The sequence below is a fragment of the Pseudomonas sp. BN415 genome (genome assembly GCF_029871195.1).
GTDB classification, from domain to species: Bacteria; Pseudomonadota; Gammaproteobacteria; order Pseudomonadales; family Pseudomonadaceae; genus Metapseudomonas; species Metapseudomonas resinovorans.
This window is the reverse complement of record NZ_SSOK01000027.1, coordinates 1-23,296: the sequence shown is the minus strand read 5'-3', so window position 1 is coordinate 23,296 and position 23,296 is coordinate 1. Positions and strand designations below refer to the sequence as shown.

Below are 23,296 nucleotides of genomic sequence, written 5' to 3'. Positions count from 1 at the left end.
GCGCGTTCCTCAGCTCATGCGCTCGATGGCGACTGCAGTCGCCTCACCACCACCGATGCACAGCGACGCCACGCCACGCTTCAGGTCGTACTGGGTCAGGGCGTTGAGCAGGGTCACCAGCACACGGGCGCCGGAGGCGCCAATGGGGTGGCCCAGGGCGCAGGCGCCGCCGTGGACGTTGAGCTTGTCGTGGGGGATATCCAGGTCACGCATGGCGACCATGGGCACCACGGCAAAGGCCTCGTTCACTTCGAACAGGTCCACCTCATTCAGACCCCAGCCGGTGCGGGCCAGAACGCGCTGGATGGAACCCACCGGCGCCGTGGTGAAGAGGTTCGGCGCATGGGCAAAGGAGGCATGGCCAGCGATACGCGCCAGCGGGGTCAGGCCGCGCTTTTCCGCCTCGGACAGGCGCATGAGCAGCAGCGACGCGGCACCATCGGAAATGGAGCTGGCGTTGGCCGCGGTGACGGTGCCGCCCTCGCGGAAAGCCGGCTTCAGGGTGGGGATCTTGTCCAGGCGCGCCTTGGGCGGTTGTTCGTCCTGGCTGATGGTCACCCGTTCACGGCCGGACGTGGCTTCCACCGGCACGATCTCGGCAGTGAAGCGGCCGTCGGCCATGGCCTTCTGGGCGCGGGTCAGTGAGGTGATGGCAAAGGCATCCTGCTGTTCGCGGGTGAAGCCGTACGCCTGGGCGCAGTCCTCGGCGAAGGTGCCCATCAGGCGGCCCTTGTCGTAGGCGTCTTCCAGGCCATCGAGGAACATGTGATCCAGCACCTTGCCGTGGCCCATGCGGTAGCCGGAGCGGGCGCGTTCTAGCAGGTAGGGCGCATTGGACATGCTCTCCATTCCACCGGCCAGCACCACGTCGGCGCTGCCGGCGAGCAGCAGGTCATGGGCCAGCATCACGGACTTCATGCCCGAGCCGCACATCTTGTTCACCGTGGAGCAGACCACGCTCTGGGGCAGGCCCGCACCAAGCGCGGATTGCCGTGCGGGGGCCTGGCCCTGGCCGGCCTGCAGCACGCAGCCCATGATGACTTCGTCCACGGCGTCGCCTTGCACGCCGGCGCGTTCCAATGCGGCGCGGTTGGCGGCAGCGCCCAGTTGCGCCGCAGTCATGTCCTTGAAGTCGCCGAGGAAGCCGCCCATGGGCGTGCGCACGGCACTGACGATAACGATCGGATCGGTTCTCTGGGTCATGGCGTTCTCCTTACTTGGCAGCCATGCGAATGGCGCCGTCGAGGCGGATGACTTCACCGTTGAGCATGGTGTTCTCGACGATATGACGGACCAGCGCGGCGTACTCGGAAGGGCGACCCAGGCGCGGCGGGAACGGCACTGCTGCGCCGAGGGAATCCCGGACTTCCTGGGGCATGCCGGCCATCATCGGGGTTTCGAAGATGCCGGGCGCGATGCACATCACGCGAATACCGTGGCGCGCCAGTTCGCGGGCGATCGGCAGGGTCATGCCGACCACACCGCTCTTCGACGCGGAATAGGCCGCCTGGCCGATCTGCCCGTCGAAGGCCGCGACCGAGGCGGTGTTGATGATCACGCCGCGCTCACCTTCCTGATTCGGCTCGCCCTGGGCCATGGCTTCTGCGGCCAGGCGCAGCATGTTGAAGCTGCCCACCAGGTTGATGCTGATCGTCCGGGCGAAGCTGTCCAGGGCATGCGCGCCGTTGCGGCCGATGACCTTCTCGGCCGGGGCGACACCCGCGCAATTGACCAGCCCGTGCAGGCCACCAAAGGCCTCGACGGCGGCGGTCACGGCCGCGCGGGCGTCCTCATCACGGGTAATGTCTGCCTTGACGAAGCGGGCGTTGGCACCCAGTTCTTCGGCACGGGCGGCGCCGGCATCGGCGTTGATGTCCACCAGCACCACCTTGCCGCCCTGCCCCACCAGCTCGCGGGCGGTGGCCAGGCCAAGGCCGGAGCTGCCGCCGGTCACCAGGAAAACGGAATTCTCGATACGCACGTTTACGACTCCTTCGGATCAGTGAGCGGCGGCTGCTTGGGCCTTGGCGATCTCCTGGTTACGCAGGAGGAAGCGCTGGATCTTGCCGCTCGGGGTCTTGGGCAATTCCGCGACGAACTCGATTTCGCGCGGATAGGAATGGGCGGACAGGCGCTTGCGAACGTATTGCTGCAGTGCCTCGGACAGGGTGGCGTCGGCAGTGTAGCCGGCGTGCAGCACGACGAAGGCCTTGACCAGTTCGGTGCGCTCCGGATCGGGTTTGCCGATCACCGCGGCCTCGATCACGGCCGGATGCTCGATCAGCGCGCTCTCCACATCGAAGGGGCCGACCCGATAGCCGGACGTGGTAATCACGTCGTCGGAACGGCCGACGAAGCTGATGCTGCCGTCCTCGTTCAGCTCCACGGTGTCACCACTCAGATAGTAGTCACCGACGAACGCCTTGGTGGCCATGCCCTGATAGCCGGGGAACCAGAACAGCGGCGAACGCGACATGTCCAGGGCCAGGATGCCGGGCTGGCCGCAGGGCAGCTCGCGGTGCTGCTCGTCCAGCACCACCACGCGGTGACCGGGCATGGCGAAGCCGGCTGCCCCCAGGCGCACCGGGTGCTCCAGCGCATGGTGGTTGCACAGCACCATGCCCAGTTCGGTCTGCCCGTAGTGGTCATGGATGGTGCAACCCAGGCCTTCGGCGAACCAGCGGATCACTTCTGGCGTGAGGGGCTCGCCGGCACTGCTGACGGCGCGCAGGCTGCCCTTGATGGCGCCCTCTACCTCGTCGCGTGCAGCCAGCAGCAGGCGGTAGGCGGTCGGCGAGCCGGCCAGGTTGGTGATGCCGTACTCGCGGATGATGCGGCAGGTGCTTTCAACGGTGAACCCGCCTTCGTAGAAGGTGGTGGCATGGCCCATGGCGAGCGGACCGGTCACCGCGTAGTAGAGGCCGTAGGCCCAGCCCGGATCGGCAAGGTTCCAGAATCGGTCCTCGGGGCGCAGGTCCACCGCGTCACGCATGTAGCTGACGAAGGCGACGATGGCCTTGAGCGGCACGGACAGCGGCTTTGCCAGGCCGGTGGTGCCGGATGTGAACATCAGCAGGAACGGATCGGACGCCTTGCGCAACACCGGCTCGAAGCTGTCCGGCTGAAGCTCCAGCTCGCGCCAGAAATCCTCGCCGACGGTCAGAACCGGCGGTGCCCCCCCTACCTCGTCCAGCTTGGAACGGTTGGCCAGGTCAGTCACCACCAGCTTCGAGCCAGCACCCTGGACGCGGTGCTCGATGGCCTTGGGCCCGAAGGCGGTGAAAAGGGGCTGGTAGACGGCACCGGCACGCCAGGTGCCGAGAATGGTGATCAGGAGCTCCGGGGTACGTGGCAGCAAGCCCGAAACGCAGTCCCCGGGGCGCACGCCACGGGCCTGCAGGAAATTGGCGAAGCGCGCGGCGGCGTCCTTGAGCTGGGCGAAGGTCCAGGTGGCCCGTTCACCGTTGCGCCCTTCCCAGACCAGGGCGACGCGCCCCGAATCGGCATGGCGATCGCAGCATTCGACACAGGCGTTGAGCGCGTCGAGCTCCCCGGCCAGGGCGTTGGAAGCGGCGCTGGCGTAATCGAATTCGCGGGCAGCGGTGAAGTAATCGCGCATCGGGTGGCCTCCCAGGTTGTTTTTGTTGGAGTGCCGGGATGGTCGCGCCGGGGGCCGGTGGCGGCAATGTCGAAAGGCATCAACCTGGGTGAGCGAATTTGACAGGGACGAGCCATCCCTGTGCGAGAGTCCCAGCCGCCCCGGCTTGGTCGACAGCAATCCGCCATCATCCAGTCTTCGCGCAAAAGCGCTTATGATTCCGCGCTTTGTCGTGGTTACAGGGATCAACCCATGCTGTCTGCTGTGAAACGCTACAAGTCGCTGCTGTCGGGGGCCTTGGCGCGTTACTTCCCACGAACCACTGAATACCTGCGCGCCGAGAACGAAGCGGCCGCCCAGCTCAGAAAGCCGAAACCCCGGGCAAAGAAACCCGCCACCGCCGCTAAAGCCAAGGCCGGTGGCACCCGTAAGACCGCTGCTGGCGACGGCCCCGCCAAACCGCGCCCAGCCAATGACGACGGTATTTACAGCGGCGCCAGAATGAAGGTGACGGATGCGCAGGCAGAGGCCATGCGCGCACGGGTTGCCCAGGCGGTGGCCGTCGGCGTGGTGAGCGCGCCCTCAGACGAGCAATGGGCGATGATCCTTGGCCGCGCCCCGCTCACCCGCATCTTCGCCGGAGCGGGTTCCGGCAAGTCCACCACCCTGGTGCTGCGGGTGGTGTTCATGCTTTGCCATATGGGCGTGGCGCCGGAGAAGCTGACCGTCATTTCCTTTACCAACGCCTCCTGCGCCCAGTTGCGCGAGCAACTGCTGAAGGTCCTGGCCTTCTGGCAATTCCCCTTCGACGCGGCCCAGGCGCGCCAGTGCGTACGCACCTTCCACTCGGCAATGGGCACCCTGGCCAAGGAGCTGCTGGGTAACCCGCGCTGGTTCGAGCAATTGGATGAAGCCACGGCGGGCGAGCTGGACAACCCGCTGCTCGCCGGTCGCCTGCGCCCTGCCCAGCAGCGCCTGCTGCAACAGGCCTATCAGGCGTGCTACACGGCGGACGCCACCTTCCGCGAGCGGGTACACAGCCTGCTGGACCTGCCGCCCCTGCCCGCCCCCGCCGAAGGGCAGCCGCCGCAAATTCCCAAGGCGCCGCTGGAAGGCTTCAAACTGGCCGGCGAGTTCACCTCGCTACCGCTGTTCGAAGCCTTCCATGCGCAGGCCGGGTTCATGGAGAGCATCGGCATACGCCTCGACCAGCTGAAACCACACGAGCTCAGTTGCTCCCCACGTGAGCGCACCTTCGTCGAAGCCCAGGTGCAGTTCTGGAAGTACTTCGACGAGCGGCTCAGGGAGCAGGGGTTGATGACCTTCAACGCCGCTTTCCAGCGCCTGGGTGAAGTCCTGGCCAAGGGCGACAGCGTGCCCAACGAGGCCCTGATGCCCTTCTGCCATTTGCTGATCGACGAGTTTCAGGACATCTCGCCGCAGATCGTCCAGTGGCTGCAGGCCTTGCATCGCAGCCTGGCGCGCCGCGGCGAGGCAGTCAGCCTGATGGCCATCGGCGACGACTGGCAGTCCATCTACGGCTGGCGCGGCAGCTCGCCGGAGCTGTTCATGGACTTCGACAAACACTTCCCCAGCAAGGGCAAGACGAAGAAAAGCACCGTGCTGATGCTGGAAACCAACTACCGCTCCATCGAGCCGGTGCTGCGCGACGGCGAGGCGGTGCTGGACGGCGTGGCCTTCAAGCAAACCAAAGCGAGCAAGGCGTTCAAGGCCATGCAACCGGGTGACCATGGGGTGAAGCTGGTGACCCGCTTCGACCTCAAGGCGCGCCTGCCGGAACTGGTGAAGGAGATCCAGGCGCAGTGCACACACGTCGCCAGCCGCGCCAGTGCCGACCGCAATGCCGTGCTGGTACTGAGCCGGCGCAATGAACCGTTGCGGCAAATCCAGGCGCAACTGGATTCGACGCTGCCGGTACGGGCCTACAGCATTCACCGCGCCAAGGGCTTGCAGGCGGAGGTGGCAATCATCGTCGACGACTGCATGCCCCCGGAGAAACACCCGCTGCGCAATGCGCTCTACGCCTACTCGGGCTTCTTCCGCAACAGCTACGACCAGGCGATGCAGGACGAGAGCCTGCGCCTGGCCTATGTGGCCATTACGCGGGGCGTAAGCCGGGTGATCTGGTACACCAACAAGGTGCAGGGAGCGACGCAAATATTTGCACGCCGCGGTTAAGACGGGTGGTCCCGTCGACCACCGTTGACGGGTACCGCTTCGCTTAACTGCATCCTGCATCCTGCTCCCTCCCTCCATCCCTCCCGGCCCCTTGATTGAAATAGCCTCGACGATTTGCCGTCGGGGGCTACCCCCACAACCCGTCGGCCAACGCTGCCGATGTCATGAAATGAAAAACCGCTGTCGTGCGATGCAAGGCTTCCGGTCGGCGCGCCGCCTAGAGTCGATGCTCTTCAACGCAAGCAGGGTTCCTTGCCCGGGAACATGAGAGTCGTAATGAGCAAATCCCCTCGATCGAGCCAGACCGCAACAACCGCCAAGCGACTTCCAGCAGCAGGCCGAACCCGCCGCACCCGCAAGGACGCCGACCTCCCGCAGAACACCGAGCAGCACGAGCTGATCGGCACGGCAGCGAACCAGACTCTGGCAGGCAACCCGTTGGTCAGCGTACGCGCAGCGGACCTGGCCAGCTCTACCGGCTACCTGCTCAAGGCCCTGGGCAAATCGCCGCTCAAGGCCGGCTACCACCTCGGGGGTTACCTGAAGGAGTTGCGCGCCATCGTCGGGGGTACGTCGAGCGTTGCGCCAGACCCCAGGGACAAGCGCTTCGCCGATCCGGCCTGGCAATCCAATTTTCTCTTGCGTGCCCTGCTGCAAAGCTATCTGGCCGGCCAGAGCGAGTTCACTCGCTTCATCGAGTCCACCGATCTTGCTCCCATGGAGAAAAGCCGGGCCCAGTTCGTCGCGTCGCTGCTGGCCGATGCCCTGTCGCCGAGCAATTCGCCCCTGACCAATCCCGCCGCCCTGCGCAAGTTGGTCGATACGGGAGGCATGAGCCTGGCCAAGGGCGTTCGACAGTTCACCCAGGACCTGCTGAACAACCGGGGACTCCCGGCACAGGTCGACAGCACGCCATTCAAGGTGGGAGAGAACATCGCCACAGCCAAAGGCGAGGTGGTGTTCCGCAACGAGATGTTCGAGCTGCTGCAGTTCGCGCCGACCACCGCGAACACCTACGCGCGGCCATTGGTGATGTCACCGCCGCAGATCAACAAGTACTACGCCATCGACCTGGCGCCGGAAAAGAGCCTGATCAAGTGGATCCAGGACAGCGGCGTGAACCTGTTCGTCATCAGCTGGCGCAACCCCACCAGCGAACACCGCGATTGGGGCCTGTCCGACTACGCCCTGTGCCTCGACCAGGCCGTGGACGTGGCGCGCCAGGTAACCGGCAGCGCGGACGTGAACATGTGGGGCTCCTGCTCCGGCGGCATCACCCTGGCGGCCTACCTCGGCTGGCTGGCAGCCCGTGGTGAAGGTCACAAGGTGGCCAACACCAGCTGGGCTGTGTGCGTGCTCGACATGCCCTCGGCACTGGACGACACCACGCTCGGCCTCTTCACCACCCCGGCTGCCCTGCGCGCGGCCAAGGCCAGCTCGCGGCGCAAGGGCGTGCTGAGCGGCCAGGACATGGCACGCATGTTCGCCTGGATGCGCCCCAACGACCTGATCTGGAACTATTGGGTCAACAACTACCTGTTGGGCAACAAGCCGCCGGCCTTCGACATCCTCGCCTGGAACAACGACACCACGCGGCTACCGGCACAGTTGCACGCGGACTACCTCGACCTGGTGCAACTCAACCCCTACAGCAACCCGGGCACCCTGGAGATTGCCGGCGAATCGATCGACATGACCCAAGTGGAGGTCGGCGCCTATGTGATTGGCGGCACCACCGACCACATCACGCCCTGGCAAGGCTGCTATGGCACGGCCCGCCTGTTCGGCGCGGACGCCACCTACGTACTGTCCAACGCCGGCCACCTGCAGAGCCTGGTCAACCCGCCGGGCAATCCCAAGTCGTTCTTCTATGCGGCGCCTGCTGCTGCCGACGATCCGGAAACCTGGCTGCAGAACGCCGGCGAACGCCAGCAAGGCAGTTGGTGGCCCCATTGGCGGGAGTGGATTCAACAACGCTCAGGCGACAGCCTGCCAGCGCCGAAGAAGCTGGGCTCACGCAAGTACCCTCCGCTCTGCCCCGCGCCCGGAACCTATGTGATGGAGCGTTGAGGCGGGACGCCCGCTTGCACGCTCCGTTTCTCGGCCCAGCGGCAAACGAATGGGAAATCAGCTGTACTTGTAGTTAAGCCACCTCGGCTACAGGAGGTCATCTCATGCCTATTCTTCGCCTACCTGCCTTGGTAGCCGCGATATTCCTGATGACCGTGGCAGGAACATCCTGGGCTACAGAGCAGGGTCAACAACGTCGTGCCGCGCGAGATGTCAGGCAGGAAACCCGTCAGGATGCACGACAGATAAAGCAGGACTGTCGCGCAGCCGATCAGCAAAGCAACCCCCAGTGCAGGCAAGATAAGCGGCAGACCAAACAGCAAGGGCGGGAGAGAGCTCGGGATATCAAGTACTGAGCCACGCGCACTCGACGGCGAAGGCGGGAACTACCGACGGCATTCCCAACCCGAATCGTCTATGTACTCAGCGCCGGTGCCGCTCGGCCCCCATGCGCCTGGCGCTGAAGCGCGGCCTCACGTCGCCGAGGCGCGCTTCATGCAACGTTGATAACGCTCATCCACCCGTTTGGCGAACCACTCGGTGGTGAGCTTGCGGGTGATCTTCGGGCTCTTCAGGTCGATGCCCGGCATCACTTCTCGCGGCAGCTTGCGTCGCTCGACCTTGTCGGCCAAGGCAAAGACCCGCTCATAAAGGTCGGTTTCCTCGAACGCCAGGCTGTCGCCCTTGAGCAGCGCGCGGCGAATCGCGGAGTCGCTGAGGTCCAGCGACTTCCGCAAGGCGCGTACCGCCAGTTCAGTGGAGCCCGCCTTGCTCGAGCCGTGGATGACCAGGTCGCCGTCCAGTGCCAGGGGAATTCCCGAGGCGAGGCTCACGGCATTCTGGAAGGCCGCATTGCGGCTGGCGTACCAGCCGGCGTTGAAGTCGGCGAAGCGGTACAGCGGCTTCGGGTAATGGGTCGGATAGCCCAGCAGGTGGGCGATACCGAAGTACATACCGCCGCGCCGGGTGAACACCTCCTGGCGGATGGAGCCCTTGACCGGATAGGGATAGCCCTGCGCATTGGCTTCGGCAAAGGCGATGCTCACCTGCATCGGGCCGCCGGTATGCACCGGGTTGAAGTTGCCGAACAGCTTCTGACCCAAGGGCACCATGCCGATGAAGTCGTCGAAAATCACACTCAGTTCCTTTTCCGTGCGCACACGGTTGAGACGCTGCTCATAGGTCTTGCCATTGGGTGAATCGAGTTTCAGCGCAGAACTCACCAGGAACGCCGGCACATGCACGCGGCTGGCGCGGCGCTGGATTTCCTGCCGGGCAATCTTTGCCAGCCCTGGCACCGGCGGGTCGACCTGATAGGTGGATTCCTGCTCGGTGACCGCCAGAACGGCGCACAGGTTGCTGTTAGTGGGCGGGATGTCCTGGGCGGCGAAGGCGGCCTGGATATCGGCAGCCCAACCCTGGCGATCCGCCACGCTGGACGGCATCAACCTGGCCACCTTGGCGCGCACCTCAGCGGGCCGCAGTACCGGTTCCTCTGGTCCCCGGGTGCCGCACGCGGCCAGGGTCAAAAGCGTGGCAATGATGACGAATCGTGTGACGAGCTTGCTCATGAAGGGGCTGCCTTGCGGTTCATGCCGGGAAAACATGGCATGAAAGACAGCCACTGTGGGAAATGGTTTGCACAAGGCAAGAGCGCGGGTTCTTGTCGGTTGGCGCCGAGCGCAGCGCGGCCCAACGTCGGTGACCGATCAGAGTCACGCAACGTTGGGCTTCGCGTCGCTCGAACACGCCCTACGAAGGACGGCAATGGAGCGCCAGGCGTTCTGCCACACAGCCTCTGGCCACACCGTCCAGGTAAATGGAGAGGCGGTCTCTCACGACCAGAAGCCGTCGTGGGCGGTGGCGGCCTCGGACTCCAGCATCGGCCCCAGCACCTCGACCTCGCGCTGGCCGCGCGCGAACACTTCGCGGCACGGCAGAGAGAAGGTCGGGTTCTCCGGATGGGCACCGGTCAAACCCAGCAGCGCGTGTTCCGACAACGCGTAGACCACCCGCCCGATGCCGGTCCAATACACCGCACCGGCACACATGCAGCAGGGTTCGGCGCTGGTATAGAGGGTGCAATGAGCCAGCTCGTCGGGACTCAGCACCTTGGCCGCCAGGGCGACAGCGACCAGTTCGGCATGTTGGGTCGGGTCGCCTTCCGGCGGCATGGAGTTGTTGCCGGCCTGAGCGATCACCTTGCCGTTGCGGTCGGCCACCAACGCGGCGAATGGGTGGCGACCGCGCTCGCGGGACTCTTCGGAAAGGCGAATGGAGAGGCGCAGCAACTCCAGATCGAGGTCACTGGTTCCGGTGGGAACGAGATTGCTGAAGGTCATCGATGACTCCTTGGCAGTAAAGGCGCGAATGCGCGAATCAGTCGGCCAGCTCGGCGGTGTCGCCCTGGCTGGCGGTTTCCTCCCGGTTGAGCAGGAGGTTGAGGACGATGGCGCTCACCGCGCCGAGGAAGATGCCGCTCTCCAGCACCAGGCGCAGGGCGCCATGGAAGTGCTCGAAGAGCGCCGGGAAGGACATCGGCAGCACGCCCACACTCACGGACACCGCCACCACCAGGGCATTGCGAGTACCGTCGAAGCGCACCCGCGACAGCTCCTGGATGCCGGCTACCGTGGTCATGCCGAACATCACGATGGCGCAGCCGCCCAGCACAGGCGTGGGGACCGCGGCGATCAGGGCGCCCAGCTTGGGAAACAGGCCCATGAGGATCATCAGGCCACCGGCAGCCGCCACCACGAAGCGGCTCTTGATGTTGGAGAGCGCGATCAGACCGGTGTTCTGGGTGAAAGCGTTGTAGGGGAAGCTGTTGAACAGGCCGCCGATCATGGTGGACAGGCCGTCGGCGCGGAACGCATCGCCCAAGGTGCGCGGGGTGATGGCGCGACCGGTGAGCTTGCCGATGGCCAGGCAGTTGCCGGTGGTCTCGGCCATGATCACCAGCATCGCCAGGGTCATGATCAGGATGGGCGTGAGCGAGAACTGCGGTGCGCCAAAGGCCATCGGCGCGGACAGTTCGAACCAGTCCGCCTCCCCTACCCGGCTGAAGTCGGTCATGCCGCATGCGGCAGCGATCAGGCTGCCGGCGAACAGCCCAATCAGCACGCTGAGGTTACCGACGAAGCCGGAAAACCGAGCGTGGACCACCAACGTGATGGCTACAGTCGCCAGCCCCAACAGCAGGTTGGCCGGCTTGCCGAAATCCTCCGCGCCGGGGTTGCCGCCCCCGAACCAGATGGCCGCGGCCGGCATCAGCGAGATACCGATGATGGTGATCAGGCTGCCGATCACCACCGGCGGGAAGAAGCGCAACAGACGGCTGAACACCGGCGCCAGGGCAATCGTGATGGCCCCGGCGGCGATCACCGCACCGAACACCTCCTGCAACCCGTAGGACTTGCCGATCATCACCATCGGCGCCAGGGCGATGAAGGAGCAGGCCTGCACCAGCGGCAGACGCGCGCCGAAACGCCAGAAACCGAGGGTCTGGATCAGGGTGGCGATACCGGAGGTCAGGAGGTTGGCATTGATCAGCAGAACGATCTGGGCAGACGTCAGACCCAGGGCGCTGCCGAGGATCAGGGGAACGGCCACAGCGCCCGCATAGAGCACCAGCACGTGCTGCAGGCCGTAGGTGAAGAGTTGGCGGACGGGAAGCAACTGGTCCACGGGATGGGGATGGCTCATCGGGGATTCTCCTGGGAAGCAACGTGTTCTTGTTATGAGGTTTGGGTTGCCCAGCGATTCGAGGAGGCAGTGCTGGTTGGGCGCCATACTCCCCACTTGATAGCGATGGACCAAATGAATAACCATCGTCTCCATCGATGGATGAAAGGACAGGCATGATGAGGTTTTCACTGGATCAGCTGCAGGTGCTGGTAACCGCTGCGCAGGCAGGCTCCTTCTCTGCAGCTGCGCGCAGGCTGGGGCGCACGCAGTCCACCGTGAGTGCCGCCATCGCCAACCTGGAAACGGACCTTGGCGTCGAGTTGTTCGACCGCTCAACGCGTATCCCGACATTGACCGCCGCGGGTCAGAAGCTGTTGTTGGAAGCCGAAGCCGTGCTGGAGCGCTGCCTGGCGCTGGAAGGTCATGCCGACAGCCTGACGGAGGAAACCGAGCCCAGCCTGACCCTGGCCATTGAGGTGCCCTACAACACCGTGATGCCGGTGCTCTGCGAGTTCGAGCAGGCTTTTCCTTATGTGGACCTGATCGTCCGTCACCCGGTACACGGCGATGTGGCTGGCATGGTGCAGAAGGGTGAGGTGGAGATGGGCATCGCCTTTTCCCAACCGGAATACCCGCGAGAGCTAGAGTTCCAGCAGTTGGGCAAGCTGATCATGGTCCACGTCACCCACCCCGGGCATCCGCTGGCACAGCTCCCTCGGGTCCGCTTCGCCGACCTTCATGCCCACCGCCGTCTGGCCTTCAGCGCGCATGCCAGCAAACTGCCCAGCAGCGAATACCTGCGCGCGACCCGGCTATGGCAAGCGGAGAGCTATATGGCGCTGCTGGAAATGGTGCGCGCGAGCGTCGGCTGGGCAACCCTGCCCCGTCAGTTGATCCATCGGGACCTGGCCAACGGCGACCTGGTCGAACTGCAACTGGAAGCCTATCCGCACACAGACTGGCTGGTGGGCGTGGACCTGCTCTGGCCGCGCCGGCAGGGGCGCGGCAAGGCCAAGCGCTGGCTCAGGGAGCGGCTGATGCGCAACAAGGTGTTTGAGCTGGACCGCCAGGGCAAGGCGACGACGCTCTAGGACGGGACTTCCCCACCCGGCATGAAAGCCCAGCATTCTGAACACTCGTTCTGGATGCTGAACCTAAAAATATTTTCTTACAGGCAAACTTATCTTTATAAATCAATTAGTTATGCATGAAAAACCGATAAAAATCGGCCAATATTTTTTACGTTTTCCGTCGACATCGTTTGACATATTAAACGGCTCTGGCAGGCTATATAGCAGGTCTCGACCGGAAATCGCCCCGCCGATAGCCGGCAGTGCTCGGGATCTCAGGTAGCGCTAACCCTCACTGGCGCGCCTGCACAGCAACGATAGGCTGAGCCTGTCCCAAGGTGAAATATGTCCAACAGCAACATTGGCAATAAGAAACAGACCACTCGTAAACCGGTCGTCCTGATGTCCATGGGCGCCCAGGAACGCAAGGGCCACGACTACCAGGTGATGACCCACAAGTACATCGTCCCGCTGGTAGAAATCTCCGAATGTGTACCCGTCCTCGTGCCCACATGCTGCGGCACCGAAGACCTCGAGCAGTACCTCGATATGGCTGACGGCGTTTACCTCACCGGTGCCGGCAGCAACATCGACCCGGCGCTCTACGGCCAGGAAAACCTGACTCCGGAGAAAGGCCAGGACAAGGATCGCGACCTCTTCGACCTGCCCCTGATTCGTGCTGCCCTCGCACGCGGACTGCCGATCTTCGGCATCTGCCGTGGCATGCAGGAAATCAACGTCGCCCTGGGCGGCGACATGTACCAGAAGGTCTACGCCGAGCCCGGCTTCAATGACCACCGCGAAAACACTGAAGACCCGGTAGACGTCCAGTACGCGCCGGCGCACAGCGTGCGCATTCAGCAGAACAGCTGGCTGCACAAGGTGCTGGGCACAGATGAAATCCGCGTCAACTCGCTGCACGGCCAGGGCCTGAAAACCCTCGGCAAAGGCATCGAGGCGATCGCCCGCGCTGAAGACGGCCTGGTGGAAGCCATCCACGCGCCGAACTTGTCGCCCTTCCTCTTCGCGGTGCAGTGGCACCCGGAATGGCAGGCGGCGAAGAACCCCGATTCGGTGAAGATCTTCGAAGCCTTTGGCGAAGCCTGCCGCAAGCAGGTGGAGCGCAAGGCCAAGGGCAAGGCGTTCGATCACGCTGCCTGAGTCTGCAACCGTCGAAAGAAGAAGCCCGGCCTCAATCGCCGGGCTTTTTTATCGAATCCCTAACCCTCCGTTCTCAAACGTAGCCCGGATGCAATCCGGGAATGGGTTCGTCTGGCACAGGCGATGTTCGCTGCTCCATTACGCACGCCCTTTCTGCAGCCGCACCAACCAGAGTGAGCTCACCACCACCACGCACATGCTGGCGAAGGCCAGCCAGGCATTCGGCCAGAGCAGCGGCATGCCGAACAGGATCAGGCTGTCATTGCCACCGGGTACGAGGGTGGCGCCAAGGCCCATCAGCACCCCGCCACAGAAACACTTCAGCAGCGCCCGCGGCGTAGGCCAGCGATGCTCCCAAAGGCCAGCCGTCCAGCCGCCCAGCAGCGCCCCGGCGAACATCACCGGCAGCAGCACGCCGCGCAGGCCCAGCTCCATGAAACGTCCGGTGCCCAGTTCGGCAAGTATGTCGGTGTAGGCCCAGGCGCCCACGCAGACGAACAGCAGCAAGAAGGCAACCCCGAGGACGATAGTGGCGTGGTGCGGCGACCAGATGGACGCATTCGCCGAACCGTTGTGCCGGTTCCAGGCCAGCCAGCCCAGACGTGCCACCAGCGCCGCGATGATCAGCGGCACCAGGCCGATGGGAACCTGTTGCAACCAGTCCGGAATGGCCACCGGCATGGCCGACGTCATTGCCTGGCTGCGTCCGGCCAGGGCAAAGCCGGCGAGAAAGCCCGGCGGCGTCGCCAACCAGGCCCATTGCCCGGAGCCGATCCGCGCCACCACGCCAAAGGCGCACCCCCCGTTGAGGAACGCCCCGATACCCAACAAGGCCCCGCCCAGCGCAGCATGCCAATGCAACGAATAGCCCATGGGCACCATGGGCAGGCGATCGAAAGCGCGCAGCAGGACGAAGCCGCCGAGCACCCAGAGCGAAGTCTCCAGCAATGCCCGGAAGCGCGCCCAATGGCCCTTGTTCACGGCCTCTTCCAGCGCGGCCACCAGGCAGGTGCCACCGCGCTGCACGGCATAGCCCATCAACAGGGCCAGGAGAACGCTCGCCAGCAGTATCACGCCCTCGCCCTCCGCAGGCCGGGTACTCCCTCAAGCTTAGCGAGCGATTCGGCAGACGCTTCATGCGGACCGTCAAAGGCACTAGCATGGCCGCCTCAACTGCCCATGGAGAGTCACAGTGCCCCTCTCGATCCGCCCCGCCCAGCCTGAAGACGCGCAACAGATTCTCGATTTCATCACCGAGTTGGCGGTCTACGAGCGTGCCGGCCACGAGGTCATCGCCAGCGTCGAAGACATTCGCCGCACCCTGTTCGCCGACAACGCACCCTCCCGCGCCCTGATGTGCCTGCTCGACGACCAGCCGATCGGCTACGCGGTGTACTTCTACAGCTACTCCACCTGGCTGGGCCGCAATGGCATCTACCTGGAAGACCTCTATATCACTCCGGAGCAACGCGGCATCGGCGCCGGTCGCCGCCTGCTGCGAGAAATCGGCCGCGAAGCCCGCGCCAACGACTGCGGCCGCCTGGAATGGAGCGTGCTGGACTGGAACCAACCGGCCATCGACTTCTATCGCGCCATCGGCGCCCTGCCCCAGGACGAATGGGTGCGCTACCGGCTGGACGGCGATGCCCTGCGCGAATTCGCCGAAAGCAACGATTGAAGCGACCATTTCCCGCGCATTCCTGCCCCGGAGCCTCGCGCCCCGGGCTGCACGACAGACGTCCGAGCCATGCAGCGGGTCCGCAGAGCAATTCGGACGCTGGCTTATGGCATCGCCTGTGCGAAAATGACGAAATTGCAGAGTCGATGTCGCTGGAGACTGTATGGAAATTCTGGATTACGAAGACAGCCTTGAAACCTATCTGGGCGAACTGAACGGAAAGAAGATCACGATAGTTTCGGCCTTCGCCAGCGGCACCGAACCCTTGATCGACCAGATGATCGAGAATGGCAACCAGCTGGACATCATCGTCGGCAGCATCAACTCGCTGACGTCCCCCGACTTCATCGAGCATTGCCTCAACGAGTCCAATCCTGACCTGGCCCTGTCGGTGGACTTCCGTTACCAGGCAAGCGTGAACTGGAAGCTGTACCTGATCGAGCCGGATGTGGTGATAGTCGGCAGCGCCAACCTGACCCAGGTGGGCGTCAGCCTGGTGCGCGATACCTGTACCGTGATCACCGATGCGGCCCTGTACGATGCCTACCTGACGCGAGTCCAGGCACTGAAGGCCATCGACGGCGTGATGGCCTGCAGCCATTCGCAGGCCTTCGAAGATGCACTGGACAGCTACAAGCAGAACCACCGTCGCATGCAGGCCGGCCTGGCGCGCACCGCCGAGTACCTGGACAGCGAAGGCTGGCTGGGCGACGACATCAACCAGAGCATCCCGCTGTTCATCTGGTACAGCGACCACTCGCCGCAATCCGAAGACGAGGCGCGCAACCACCTCAAGTCCAGCAGCGACGGCGTGGCCTGGGACGATGTTCGCGAGTTCTTCACCTATGAATGCGCCGAGGGCGCCCTGCCCTACGAGGAAGGCGACGTGGTGCTGACCGCGCGCTGCAACGGCTCGCACATCGGCTTCTACACCTTCGACCGCATCCTCTATCGCGAAGGCACCTACTACATCTATGCCTACCGCAAGAAGCGCTACACCCAGCCGTTCAAGCTGGATGGCGACAAGGAACTGCTCAAGGATGCCATTCCGGCGTGGTACGAAGACGGTCGCACCGAGATCAACCGCGCCGATATCCTGCGCGTCATCCAGTGACCCCCGGTGGGTGGAAATCCACATTGTGAATTTCCACCCTTGGGTCAGTTGCCAGCGTTGTCCAGTTGCTCGCGAATGCGCCGATTGAGCACGGCCAGGCGCTGGGTAACGTCGGCCTCATCCTGGGGATTGTCGCCGGCGTTCAACTGGCGCGCGCATAGGTTGAGCGCGGAAAGCACCACCAGCTCGCTGCCGGTAACGTAGGGGAATTTCTTGTTGTTGGCGGCGATCTCCGCCTGCAGCATCGCAGCCGCATCCCGCAGCACCTGCTCCTCACCGGGTGGCGCCTTGATGCTGTACTCGCGCCCGAGGATGCGCAGCACGCGGATGCCGTCTCTGTTCATGCGCTGGCGCGGCTCTCACTGACGCGGCGAACCAGTGCCTGCAGGCGCTCCGCGGTGGCGCTGTGCTTCTCTTCCTGCTCCATCGCGGCCAGTTGCAGGCTGTCATTCTCTTCGCGGACCTTGCGCAGCTCGGCACGGATGCGCGCGTTGTCGTCGGCGATGGCCTGGTTCTGTTGCAGCAGCTCACCGACGAGCTGTTCGAGTTGTACGAGGGTATTGTCCAGCATGATCGTCTCCCGGACGGATGAAAATGGCCGCGGAGCATAAAGAAAAGCCCCCTTGCTGGCCAGATAAAATAGTCTTGCTCAGACAGACCGTATGCTGTCAATTCAATGGCTTAGCTCATTCTCTTCATGTCAATCAGACACCATGAGCAGCACCTCGTCCGCCGCACGCAGCGGAACGATGACGAGTAGAATCCCGCAGTGAAGAAAGGTTCCGAGGTTTCAGTCGTGGATTTACAGCAAGGCTTCGTCCTGACCCGGCATTGGCGGGACACGCCCGAGGGAACGGAAGTCGAATTCTGGCTGGCCACTGACGCCGGCCCGCGACAGATTCGCCTGCCCGTCCAGACGTCGGTGGCCTTCATTCCTGCCGAGCAGCGCGAGCGTGCTGAGCCCCTGCTGCGGGCCGAACAAGACGTGGAACTGCGCCCCCTCGCCCTCTGCGATTTCCAGCACCGCCCGGTGCTCGGCCTCTACTGCAAGCAGTACCGCCAGCTGATGCGCCTGGACAAGGCCTTGCGCAAGGCTGGCGTGGATGTCTTCGAAGCGGATATCCGTCCGCCGGAGCGCTACCTGATGGAGCGTTTCATCACCGCGCCCGTGCTCTTCGGCGGCACCCCGGATGCCAGTGGCCGGCTGCTGGATGCCCAGCTCAAACCGACTCCCGACTACCGCCCACAGCTCAAGCTGGTGTCCCTGGATATCGAAACCACCGAGCGCGGCGAACTCTATTCCATCGCGCTGGAAGGCTGCGGCCAACGGCAGGTCTATATGCTCGGCCCAGCCAACGGCGACGCCAGCGACATCGATTTCCAGCTCGACTACCGGGACAGCCGCGCCGAGCTGCTGGAAGCGCTGAACCAGTGGCTCGCCAAGCATGACCCGGACGCCATCATCGGCTGGAACCTGGTGCAGTTCGACCTGCGGGTGCTGCAAGCCCATGCCGAGCAGCTGAAGGTACCGCTGCGCCTGGGCCGCGACGGCGACCCCATGGGCTGGCGCGAGCATGGCAGCGGCAACAATCACTACTTCGCCGAAGCCACCGGGCGGCTGATCATCGACGGCATCGAGGCACTGCGCTCGGCCACCTGGAGCTTTCCGTCCTTCAGCCTGGAAAACGTGGCCCAGACCTTGCTCGGCGAAGGCAAGGCGATCGACACGCCCTACCAGCGCATGGACGAGATCAACCGCATGTTCACCGAGGACAAGCCCGCCCTGGCGCGCTACAACCTCAAGGACTGCGAGCTGGTCACCCGCATCTTCGAAAAGACCGAACTGCTCCACTTCCTGCTGGAGCGCGCCACGGTTACCGGCCTGGCCACCGATCGCAGCGGCGGCTCGGTGGCGGCCTTCACGCATCTCTACCTGCCGCTGATGCACCGCCAGGGCTTCGTCGCCCCCAACCTCGGCGAGAAGAAACCGGAAGCCAGTCCCGGCGGCTTTGTCATGGACTCGCGTCCCGGCCTTTATGAGTCGGTACTGGTGCTGGACTACAAGAGCCTTTACCCGTCGATCATCCGCAGCTTCCTGATCGACCCGGTGGGCCTGATCGAGGGGCTCAAGCAGCCGGACGACGCGCATTCGGTGCCGGGATTCCGCGGCGCCCGCTTTTCCCGCAGCCGGCACAGCCTGCCAGCCATCGTGGAACGGGTCTGGCAAGGCCGCGAGGCCGCCAAGCGCGACGGCAACAAGCCGCTGTCCCAGGCGCTGAAGATCATCATGAACGCTTTCTACGGCGTGCTCGGCTCCAGCGGATGCCGCTTCTTCGATACGCGCCTGGCCTCCTCCATCACCATGCGTGGTCACGAGATCATGCGCCGCACCCGTGAGCTGATCGAAGCCCAGGGCTACAGCGTGATCTATGGCGACACCGACTCCACGTTCGTCTGGCTCAAGCGCCCCCATGGCGAAGACGAGGCCACGCGAATCGGTCGTAGCCTTGTGCAACACGTCAACCAGTGGTGGCGCGAACACCTGATGCAGGAGTACGGCCTGGAATGCGCCTTGGAACTGCAGTTCGAAACCCATTACCAGCGCTTCCTGATGCCCACCATCCGTGGCGCCGAGGAAGGCAGCAAGAAGCGCTACGCCGGCTTGGTGGCGCGTCCGGACGGCAGCCGCGAGATGGTCTTCAAGGGCCTGGAAACCGTGCGCACCGACTGGTCGCCCCTGGCCCAGCTGTTCCAACAGGAGCTCTACCAGCGCATCTTCAATCGCCAGCCCTACCAGGATTACGTGCGCGACTACGTGCAACGCACCCTGGCCGGACAATTGGATGAACAACTGGTCTATCGCAAGCGGCTGCGCCGCCAACTGGACGACTACACCCGCAACGTGCCGCCGCACGTTCGCGCCGCGCGCATGGCCGACGAGTTCAACGACCGCCAGGGCCGACCGCGCCAGTACCAGAACGGAGGCTGGATCAGCTACCTGATTACCGTGAATGGTCCCGAGCCACTGGAAACGCGCCGCTCGGCCATCGACTACGACCACTACCTCACCCGCCAGCTGCAACCCATTGCAGATGCCATCCTGCCCTTCGTGGGGGACGACTTCGCCTCGCTGGTCGACAAGCAGATGGTGCTGTTCTAGTCGGCAGTTGGGCTGCCCGTCCTACAGCGCTGCAACCCGATGACGGAGCGATGGGTTTCGCAGGCTCTACCCATCCTACGGCGCTGTCCCGGTAGAACATGAAACGAAACCCATCAACGCGGCCCGAAAGTTGCCGGGATCAGGTTCAGATGGAAATCAGCCCATGCTCCAGGGCGTACTTGACCAGTGCGGCGGGGGTGTCGATGTTCAGCTTGCGGCGAATGCTGAGGCGGTAGGTTTCCACCGTGCGCACGCTGATATCCAGCTCGCGCGCCACTTCCTTGTTGTTCAGCCCCTTGGCGATCATCGACAGCACCTGCAATTCGCGGGGAGTGAGCTCGTTCTCGTCGCGGATGTTGGTGGCCAGCTTGCGGGCGATTTCCGGGCTGTAGAAGCTGCCGCCGGCGACGATGGCCTCAATGGCGGCGATCAGCTCGGTGGAAGGCGCGTTTTTCAGCACGTAGCCAAAAGCGCCAGCGTTGATGGAGGTGCGCACGTACTCCTGGTTGTCGTACATGCTGAGGATCAGGATCTTGATGCCCGGATAGAGGCTGCACAGCTTGCGCGTCAGTTCCAGGCCGTTCATGTCCTTGAGGCCGACGTCCACCAGCAGCAGGTCCAGCTCGGTGGAGGCCACCAGCTCCAGCGCTTCGGCGCCGGACTCGGCCTGTGCCACGACCTCGAAGTGCGGCATGGCCGATAGCAGGGATTTCACGCCATCGCGCACCAGCACGTGGTCGTCGATCAGCGCGATTCTGATGGGGCGGGGAAAGCTCATCACGGCCTCTGGTTGGGTAGAGCCGTCAAGCTCTTTGCAGGGGAATCTCGACCTGCAATTCCGTGCGGCCGGTTATCGAGGAAAGACTGAAAGCGCCTTGGTGGTGGTCCACCCGCTCCCTGATGTTGCGCAGACCGATTCCCTGGCTTCTATCCATCACGCCGGGATCGAATCCCACCCCGTTGTCCTCCACCCGCAGGACAATGCTGTCCCGGTTGGCGGAGAGCGAGATTATAGCGGCGCTGGCCTTCGCGTGGCGCTCGATGTTGCCAAGGGCCTCCTGGATGATGCGGAACAGCGTGACGCGAACGTCCATATCGAGGCTGGCGTCGTCCAGCCCGCGTTCGTACTGGGTGCGGATCGCCGTGCGCTGCTCGAATTCACGCACCAGTTGGTCGATGGCGGGCGACAGGCCGAGGGTGTCCAGCAATGACGGGCGCAAGTCATGGGAGATGCGGCGGATTTCACCAATCGCCTCGCCCAGGCGTGTCGTGCCTGTCCGCAGGTTCTCCAACCCCCTGCTCTGCCCGCTCTCCAGCTCCAGACTGGCCAGCTCGAACTGGAACTTGATCGACACCAGTTGCTGGCTGATGCCGTCGTGCAACTCGCGGGATACTCGCGAGCGCTCCTCTTCCTGAAGATGAACGATGCGCTGGTTGAGGGCGGACAGCTTGCGGTCGGCGAGGCGGTGTTCGGTGAAGTTCAGCATCAAGCCACCGGTGAACACCACCAGCACGGCGATCAACGAGAAGGACGCAATCGCCAGTACCGTCGTCAGCACGCCCTTGGCCACCTCCTGACGGGATTTGAGGGTCGCCACCTCGACATCATCGATGTAAATGCCAGTGCCCAGCATCCAGCCCCAGCGGTCCAGCATCACCACGTACGAGAGCTTCTCGGTCACCTGTCGGTTGGAGGGCTTCTCCCAAGTGTAGAGCTGGTAGCCATCCCCATTCTCGGCACTGTCGAGCAGCGCCTGAATGACCGGCAGGCCGTTCTTGTCCTTCATGCCGATGAGCTCCTTGCCCACCAGGTTCGCCTGCCGGGGGTGCATCAGATTCTTGCCCTGGCGGTCGTAGACGAAGAAGTAGCCGTCCATGCCGAAGTTCGCCCGTGACAGCATGTGCAGCGCCTGTTGCCGGGCCTCTTCATCGTCCCGTCCACTCTGGTACAGCGGAGCGATCAGACTCAGGGCCAGCTCCAGGTAGTTTTTCAGCTCGGCCTTCTTGGCAGCCATGATGCTGCTTTCCACCAGCCTGGCCTGTTCCTCCTCCAGCTTGCGGCTCTGGGCGAACACCAGGACGCAAATAAAAAGCACCGACACGATGAGGGGCAGAACGCTGAGCGTCACGATCTTGTATTTGAGTTGCATGGTCACTCGCATCAAAGCGCTGCCGAGCAGCGGCTCGGTAGTTCTACGTACCGGCGGTCGGTAGAACAGCGCATTTCAATGGGCAGCTCGCCCGTGAATAGTTGCGCGGCTGTGCTGACCCTCCAACAAGAGGCCCGCCAGCTCACCCGCTTCCACAATAACAAGAGAAAGAACATGTCCCGACATAGCCGTCTCTGTTCCTCCCTGCTCCTGCTAACCGGCACCGCCATCGGCGTCGCCTCCCCTGCCCAGGCCGAGTTCATCAAGGACAGCAAGGCCAGCCTGGAACTGCGTAACTTCTACTTCAACCGCGACTTCCGCCAGGAAAACGCCCCCCAGGCCAAGGCCGAGGAATGGGCCCAGGGCTTCCTCCTGCGCTACGAATCCGGCTACACCGAGGGCACCGTCGGCGTGGGCGTCGATGCCCTCGGCCTGCTCGGCGTCAAGCTCGACTCCAGCCCCGACCGCGCCGGCACCGGCCTGCTCAAGCGCGACCGTGAAACCGGCCGCGCCCAGGACGAATACGGTGAACTCGGCCTGACCGCCAAACTGCGCGTTTCCAAGAGCGTGCTCAAGGTCGGCACCCTGCTGCCCAAGCTGCCGGTCGTCCAGTACAACGACTCGCGCCTGCTGCCGCAGACCTTCCAGGGCGGCCACCTGAACGCCATGGAGCTCGACGGCCTCACCTTCGATGCCGGCCAGCTCAAGCAGGTCAACCAGCGTGACTCCTCCGATTACGAGGACATGACCATCACCAGCGGGGCGGCCCGCGCCATCAGCTTCCGCAGAGGCACCACCAGCGACGAGTTCAACTTCGCCGGCGCCAACTACAAGTGGACCGACAGCCTCACCACCGGCTACCACTATGGCGAACTGGACCAGTTCTACAAACAGCACTTCTTCAGCGCCGTCCACCTGCTGCCGCTGGGCGACAAGCAGTCGCTGAAGAGCGACCTGCGCTACGCCCGCTCCACCGACGAAGGCTCCAGCAACGTCGACAACAAGGCCTTCGGCGCCATGTTCACCTACGCCCTTGGCGGCCACGCCTTTGGCCTCGGCTACCAGAGCATGAGTGGCGACACCGGCTTCGCCTACATCAACGGCACCGATCCCTTCCTGGTCAACTACGTGCAGATCGGCGACTTCGCCAACAAGGACGAGACATCCTGGCAGGCCCGTTACGACTTCAACTTCGCCAGCCTCGGCATTCCCGGCCTGACCTTCATGACCCGCTACCTGTCCGGTGACAACATCGACCTGGGTGCCGGTCGCGAAGACGGCAAGGAGTGGGAACGCAACATGGACATCGCCTACGTCTTCCAGGACGGCCCGCTGAAGAACTTCGGCGTCAAATGGCGCAATGCAACGGTGCGCTCCACCAACTTCGGTAGCGATATCGACGAGAACCG

At 63.9% G+C, this 23,296-nt stretch carries 19 protein-coding genes; 8 read left to right on the top strand and 11 right to left on the bottom strand.

What is annotated here, in order from left to right:
- Window positions 1-9 precede the first annotated feature (9 nt).
- From E8F20_RS07145 to E8F20_RS07135, 3 genes are read right to left on the bottom strand one after another with little or no spacing between them, the layout of a single operon-like run.
- The gene (locus tag E8F20_RS07145) at window positions 10-1,203 is read right to left on the bottom strand and encodes an acetyl-CoA C-acyltransferase (RefSeq protein ID WP_280283141.1); all 1,194 of its coding nucleotides are present in this window, start codon (window positions 1,201-1,203) and stop codon (window positions 10-12) included.
- A 10-nt stretch (window positions 1,204-1,213) separates the two neighbouring features.
- The gene (locus E8F20_RS07140) at window positions 1,214-1,981 is read right to left on the bottom strand and encodes a 3-hydroxyacyl-CoA dehydrogenase (RefSeq protein ID WP_028631186.1); all 768 of its coding nucleotides are present in this window, start codon (window positions 1,979-1,981) and stop codon (window positions 1,214-1,216) included.
- Window positions 1,982-1,999: 18 nt separating this feature from the next.
- The gene (locus E8F20_RS07135) at window positions 2,000-3,619 is read right to left on the bottom strand and encodes an acyl-CoA synthetase (RefSeq protein WP_280283140.1); all 1,620 of its coding nucleotides are present in this window, start codon (window positions 3,617-3,619) and stop codon (window positions 2,000-2,002) included.
- 231 nt (window positions 3,620-3,850) lie between these two features.
- Between E8F20_RS07135 and E8F20_RS07130 the strand changes: the two genes are divergently transcribed.
- Window positions 3,851-5,797: a DEAD/DEAH box helicase gene (locus E8F20_RS07130; protein ID WP_280283139.1), complete on the top strand. Its 1,947-nt coding sequence runs from the start codon at window positions 3,851-3,853 to the stop codon at window positions 5,795-5,797.
- Window positions 5,798-6,073: 276 nt separating this feature from the next.
- Window positions 6,074-7,867, top strand: coding sequence for an alpha/beta fold hydrolase (locus tag E8F20_RS07125; RefSeq protein WP_280283138.1), 1,794 nt, complete (start codon window positions 6,074-6,076; stop codon window positions 7,865-7,867).
- Window positions 7,868-8,340: 473 nt separating this feature from the next.
- Here E8F20_RS07125 and E8F20_RS07120 read toward each other — a convergent pair whose 3' ends face one another.
- From E8F20_RS07120 to E8F20_RS07110, 3 genes are all read right to left on the bottom strand, one after another.
- Window positions 8,341-9,438 carry a DUF1615 family protein gene (locus tag E8F20_RS07120; RefSeq protein WP_280283137.1) on the bottom strand — a complete coding sequence of 366 codons (1,098 nt, stop codon included), beginning with the start codon at window positions 9,436-9,438 and terminating at the stop codon, window positions 8,341-8,343.
- Between the two features lie 264 nt (window positions 9,439-9,702).
- The gene (locus E8F20_RS07115; protein ID WP_280283136.1) at window positions 9,703-10,209 is read right to left on the bottom strand and encodes a nucleoside deaminase; all 507 of its coding nucleotides are present in this window, start codon (window positions 10,207-10,209) and stop codon (window positions 9,703-9,705) included.
- Between the two features lie 37 nt (window positions 10,210-10,246).
- On the bottom strand, window positions 10,247-11,572 hold the full coding sequence (locus E8F20_RS07110; RefSeq protein WP_280283135.1) for a nucleobase:cation symporter-2 family protein: 1,326 nt from the start codon (window positions 11,570-11,572) through the stop codon (window positions 10,247-10,249).
- A gap of 158 nt (window positions 11,573-11,730) precedes the next feature.
- Between E8F20_RS07110 and E8F20_RS07105 the strand changes: the two genes are divergently transcribed.
- The gene (locus E8F20_RS07105; RefSeq protein ID WP_280283134.1) at window positions 11,731-12,645 is read left to right on the top strand and encodes a LysR family transcriptional regulator; all 915 of its coding nucleotides are present in this window, start codon (window positions 11,731-11,733) and stop codon (window positions 12,643-12,645) included.
- A 324-nt stretch (window positions 12,646-12,969) separates the two neighbouring features.
- Entirely contained in the window at window positions 12,970-13,785 is an 816-nt protein-coding gene (locus tag E8F20_RS07100; protein WP_280283133.1) for a type 1 glutamine amidotransferase, read from the top strand.
- A 138-nt stretch (window positions 13,786-13,923) separates the two neighbouring features.
- Here E8F20_RS07100 and E8F20_RS07095 read toward each other — a convergent pair whose 3' ends face one another.
- The gene (locus E8F20_RS07095) at window positions 13,924-14,859 is read right to left on the bottom strand and encodes a YeeE/YedE thiosulfate transporter family protein (protein WP_280283132.1); all 936 of its coding nucleotides are present in this window, start codon (window positions 14,857-14,859) and stop codon (window positions 13,924-13,926) included.
- 118 nt (window positions 14,860-14,977) lie between these two features.
- Between E8F20_RS07095 and E8F20_RS07090 the strand changes: the two genes are divergently transcribed.
- Together E8F20_RS07090 and E8F20_RS07085 are read left to right on the top strand one after the other, a co-directional pair.
- Window positions 14,978-15,463, top strand: coding sequence for a GNAT family N-acetyltransferase (locus tag E8F20_RS07090; protein ID WP_280283131.1), 486 nt, complete (start codon window positions 14,978-14,980; stop codon window positions 15,461-15,463).
- 163 nt (window positions 15,464-15,626) lie between these two features.
- Window positions 15,627-16,577, top strand: coding sequence for a phospholipase D family protein (locus tag E8F20_RS07085; RefSeq protein WP_280283130.1), 951 nt, complete (start codon window positions 15,627-15,629; stop codon window positions 16,575-16,577).
- A gap of 44 nt (window positions 16,578-16,621) precedes the next feature.
- On the opposite strand, the gene E8F20_RS07080 is transcribed toward E8F20_RS07085, so the two are convergent.
- Window positions 16,622-16,921 carry a cell division protein ZapA gene (locus E8F20_RS07080; RefSeq protein ID WP_028630485.1) on the bottom strand — a complete coding sequence of 100 codons (300 nt, stop codon included), beginning with the start codon at window positions 16,919-16,921 and terminating at the stop codon, window positions 16,622-16,624.
- Window positions 16,918-17,148, bottom strand: coding sequence for a hypothetical protein (locus E8F20_RS07075; protein ID WP_028630484.1), 231 nt, complete (start codon window positions 17,146-17,148; stop codon window positions 16,918-16,920). The genes E8F20_RS07080 and E8F20_RS07075 overlap by 4 nt, the downstream gene beginning before the upstream one ends.
- 225 nt (window positions 17,149-17,373) lie before the next feature.
- Here E8F20_RS07075 and E8F20_RS07070 point away from each other — a divergent pair, with 225 nt between their 5' ends.
- A complete protein-coding gene (locus E8F20_RS07070; RefSeq protein WP_280283129.1) occupies window positions 17,374-19,737 on the top strand; it encodes a DNA polymerase II in 2,364 nt (787 codons plus the stop codon).
- A 145-nt stretch (window positions 19,738-19,882) separates the two neighbouring features.
- On the opposite strand, the gene E8F20_RS07065 is transcribed toward E8F20_RS07070, so the two are convergent.
- Complete coding sequence (locus tag E8F20_RS07065; RefSeq protein WP_028630482.1) at window positions 19,883-20,515, bottom strand: response regulator transcription factor; 633 nt, start codon at window positions 20,513-20,515, stop codon at window positions 19,883-19,885.
- Window positions 20,516-20,540: 25 nt separating this feature from the next.
- Complete coding sequence (locus E8F20_RS07060; RefSeq protein ID WP_280283128.1) at window positions 20,541-21,887, bottom strand: cache domain-containing protein; 1,347 nt, start codon at window positions 21,885-21,887, stop codon at window positions 20,541-20,543.
- A 174-nt stretch (window positions 21,888-22,061) separates the two neighbouring features.
- On the opposite strand from E8F20_RS07060, the gene E8F20_RS07055 reads away from it, so the two are divergent.
- The coding region (locus E8F20_RS07055; protein ID WP_280283127.1) for an OprD family porin at window positions 22,062-23,296 on the top strand (1,235 nt) is incomplete at its 3' end.

Coding starts and splice junctions, on each gene's coding strand:
- E8F20_RS07110 (WP_280283135.1), bottom strand. CDS start 11,572: ATGAGCCATCCCCATCCCGTGGACCAGTTGCTTCCCGTCCGCCAACTC.
- E8F20_RS07065 (WP_028630482.1), bottom strand. CDS start 20,515: ATGAGCTTTCCCCGCCCCATCAGAATCGCGCTGATCGACGACCACGTG.
- E8F20_RS07135 (WP_280283140.1), bottom strand. CDS start 3,619: ATGCGCGATTACTTCACCGCTGCCCGCGAATTCGATTACGCCAGCGCC.
- E8F20_RS07080 (WP_028630485.1), bottom strand. CDS start 16,921: ATGAACAGAGACGGCATCCGCGTGCTGCGCATCCTCGGGCGCGAGTAC.
- E8F20_RS07075 (WP_028630484.1), bottom strand. CDS start 17,148: ATGCTGGACAATACCCTCGTACAACTCGAACAGCTCGTCGGTGAGCTG.
- E8F20_RS07130 (WP_280283139.1), top strand. CDS start 3,851: ATGCTGTCTGCTGTGAAACGCTACAAGTCGCTGCTGTCGGGGGCCTTG.
- E8F20_RS07060 (WP_280283128.1), bottom strand. CDS start 21,887: ATGCAACTCAAATACAAGATCGTGACGCTCAGCGTTCTGCCCCTCATC.
- E8F20_RS07125 (WP_280283138.1), top strand. CDS start 6,074: ATGAGCAAATCCCCTCGATCGAGCCAGACCGCAACAACCGCCAAGCGA.
- E8F20_RS07145 (WP_280283141.1), bottom strand. CDS start 1,203: ATGACCCAGAGAACCGATCCGATCGTTATCGTCAGTGCCGTGCGCACG.
- E8F20_RS07085 (WP_280283130.1), top strand. CDS start 15,627: ATGGAAATTCTGGATTACGAAGACAGCCTTGAAACCTATCTGGGCGAA.
- E8F20_RS07115 (WP_280283136.1), bottom strand. CDS start 10,209: ATGACCTTCAGCAATCTCGTTCCCACCGGAACCAGTGACCTCGATCTG.
- E8F20_RS07100 (WP_280283133.1), top strand. CDS start 12,970: ATGTCCAACAGCAACATTGGCAATAAGAAACAGACCACTCGTAAACCG.
- E8F20_RS07120 (WP_280283137.1), bottom strand. CDS start 9,438: ATGAGCAAGCTCGTCACACGATTCGTCATCATTGCCACGCTTTTGACC.
- E8F20_RS07105 (WP_280283134.1), top strand. CDS start 11,731: ATGAGGTTTTCACTGGATCAGCTGCAGGTGCTGGTAACCGCTGCGCAG.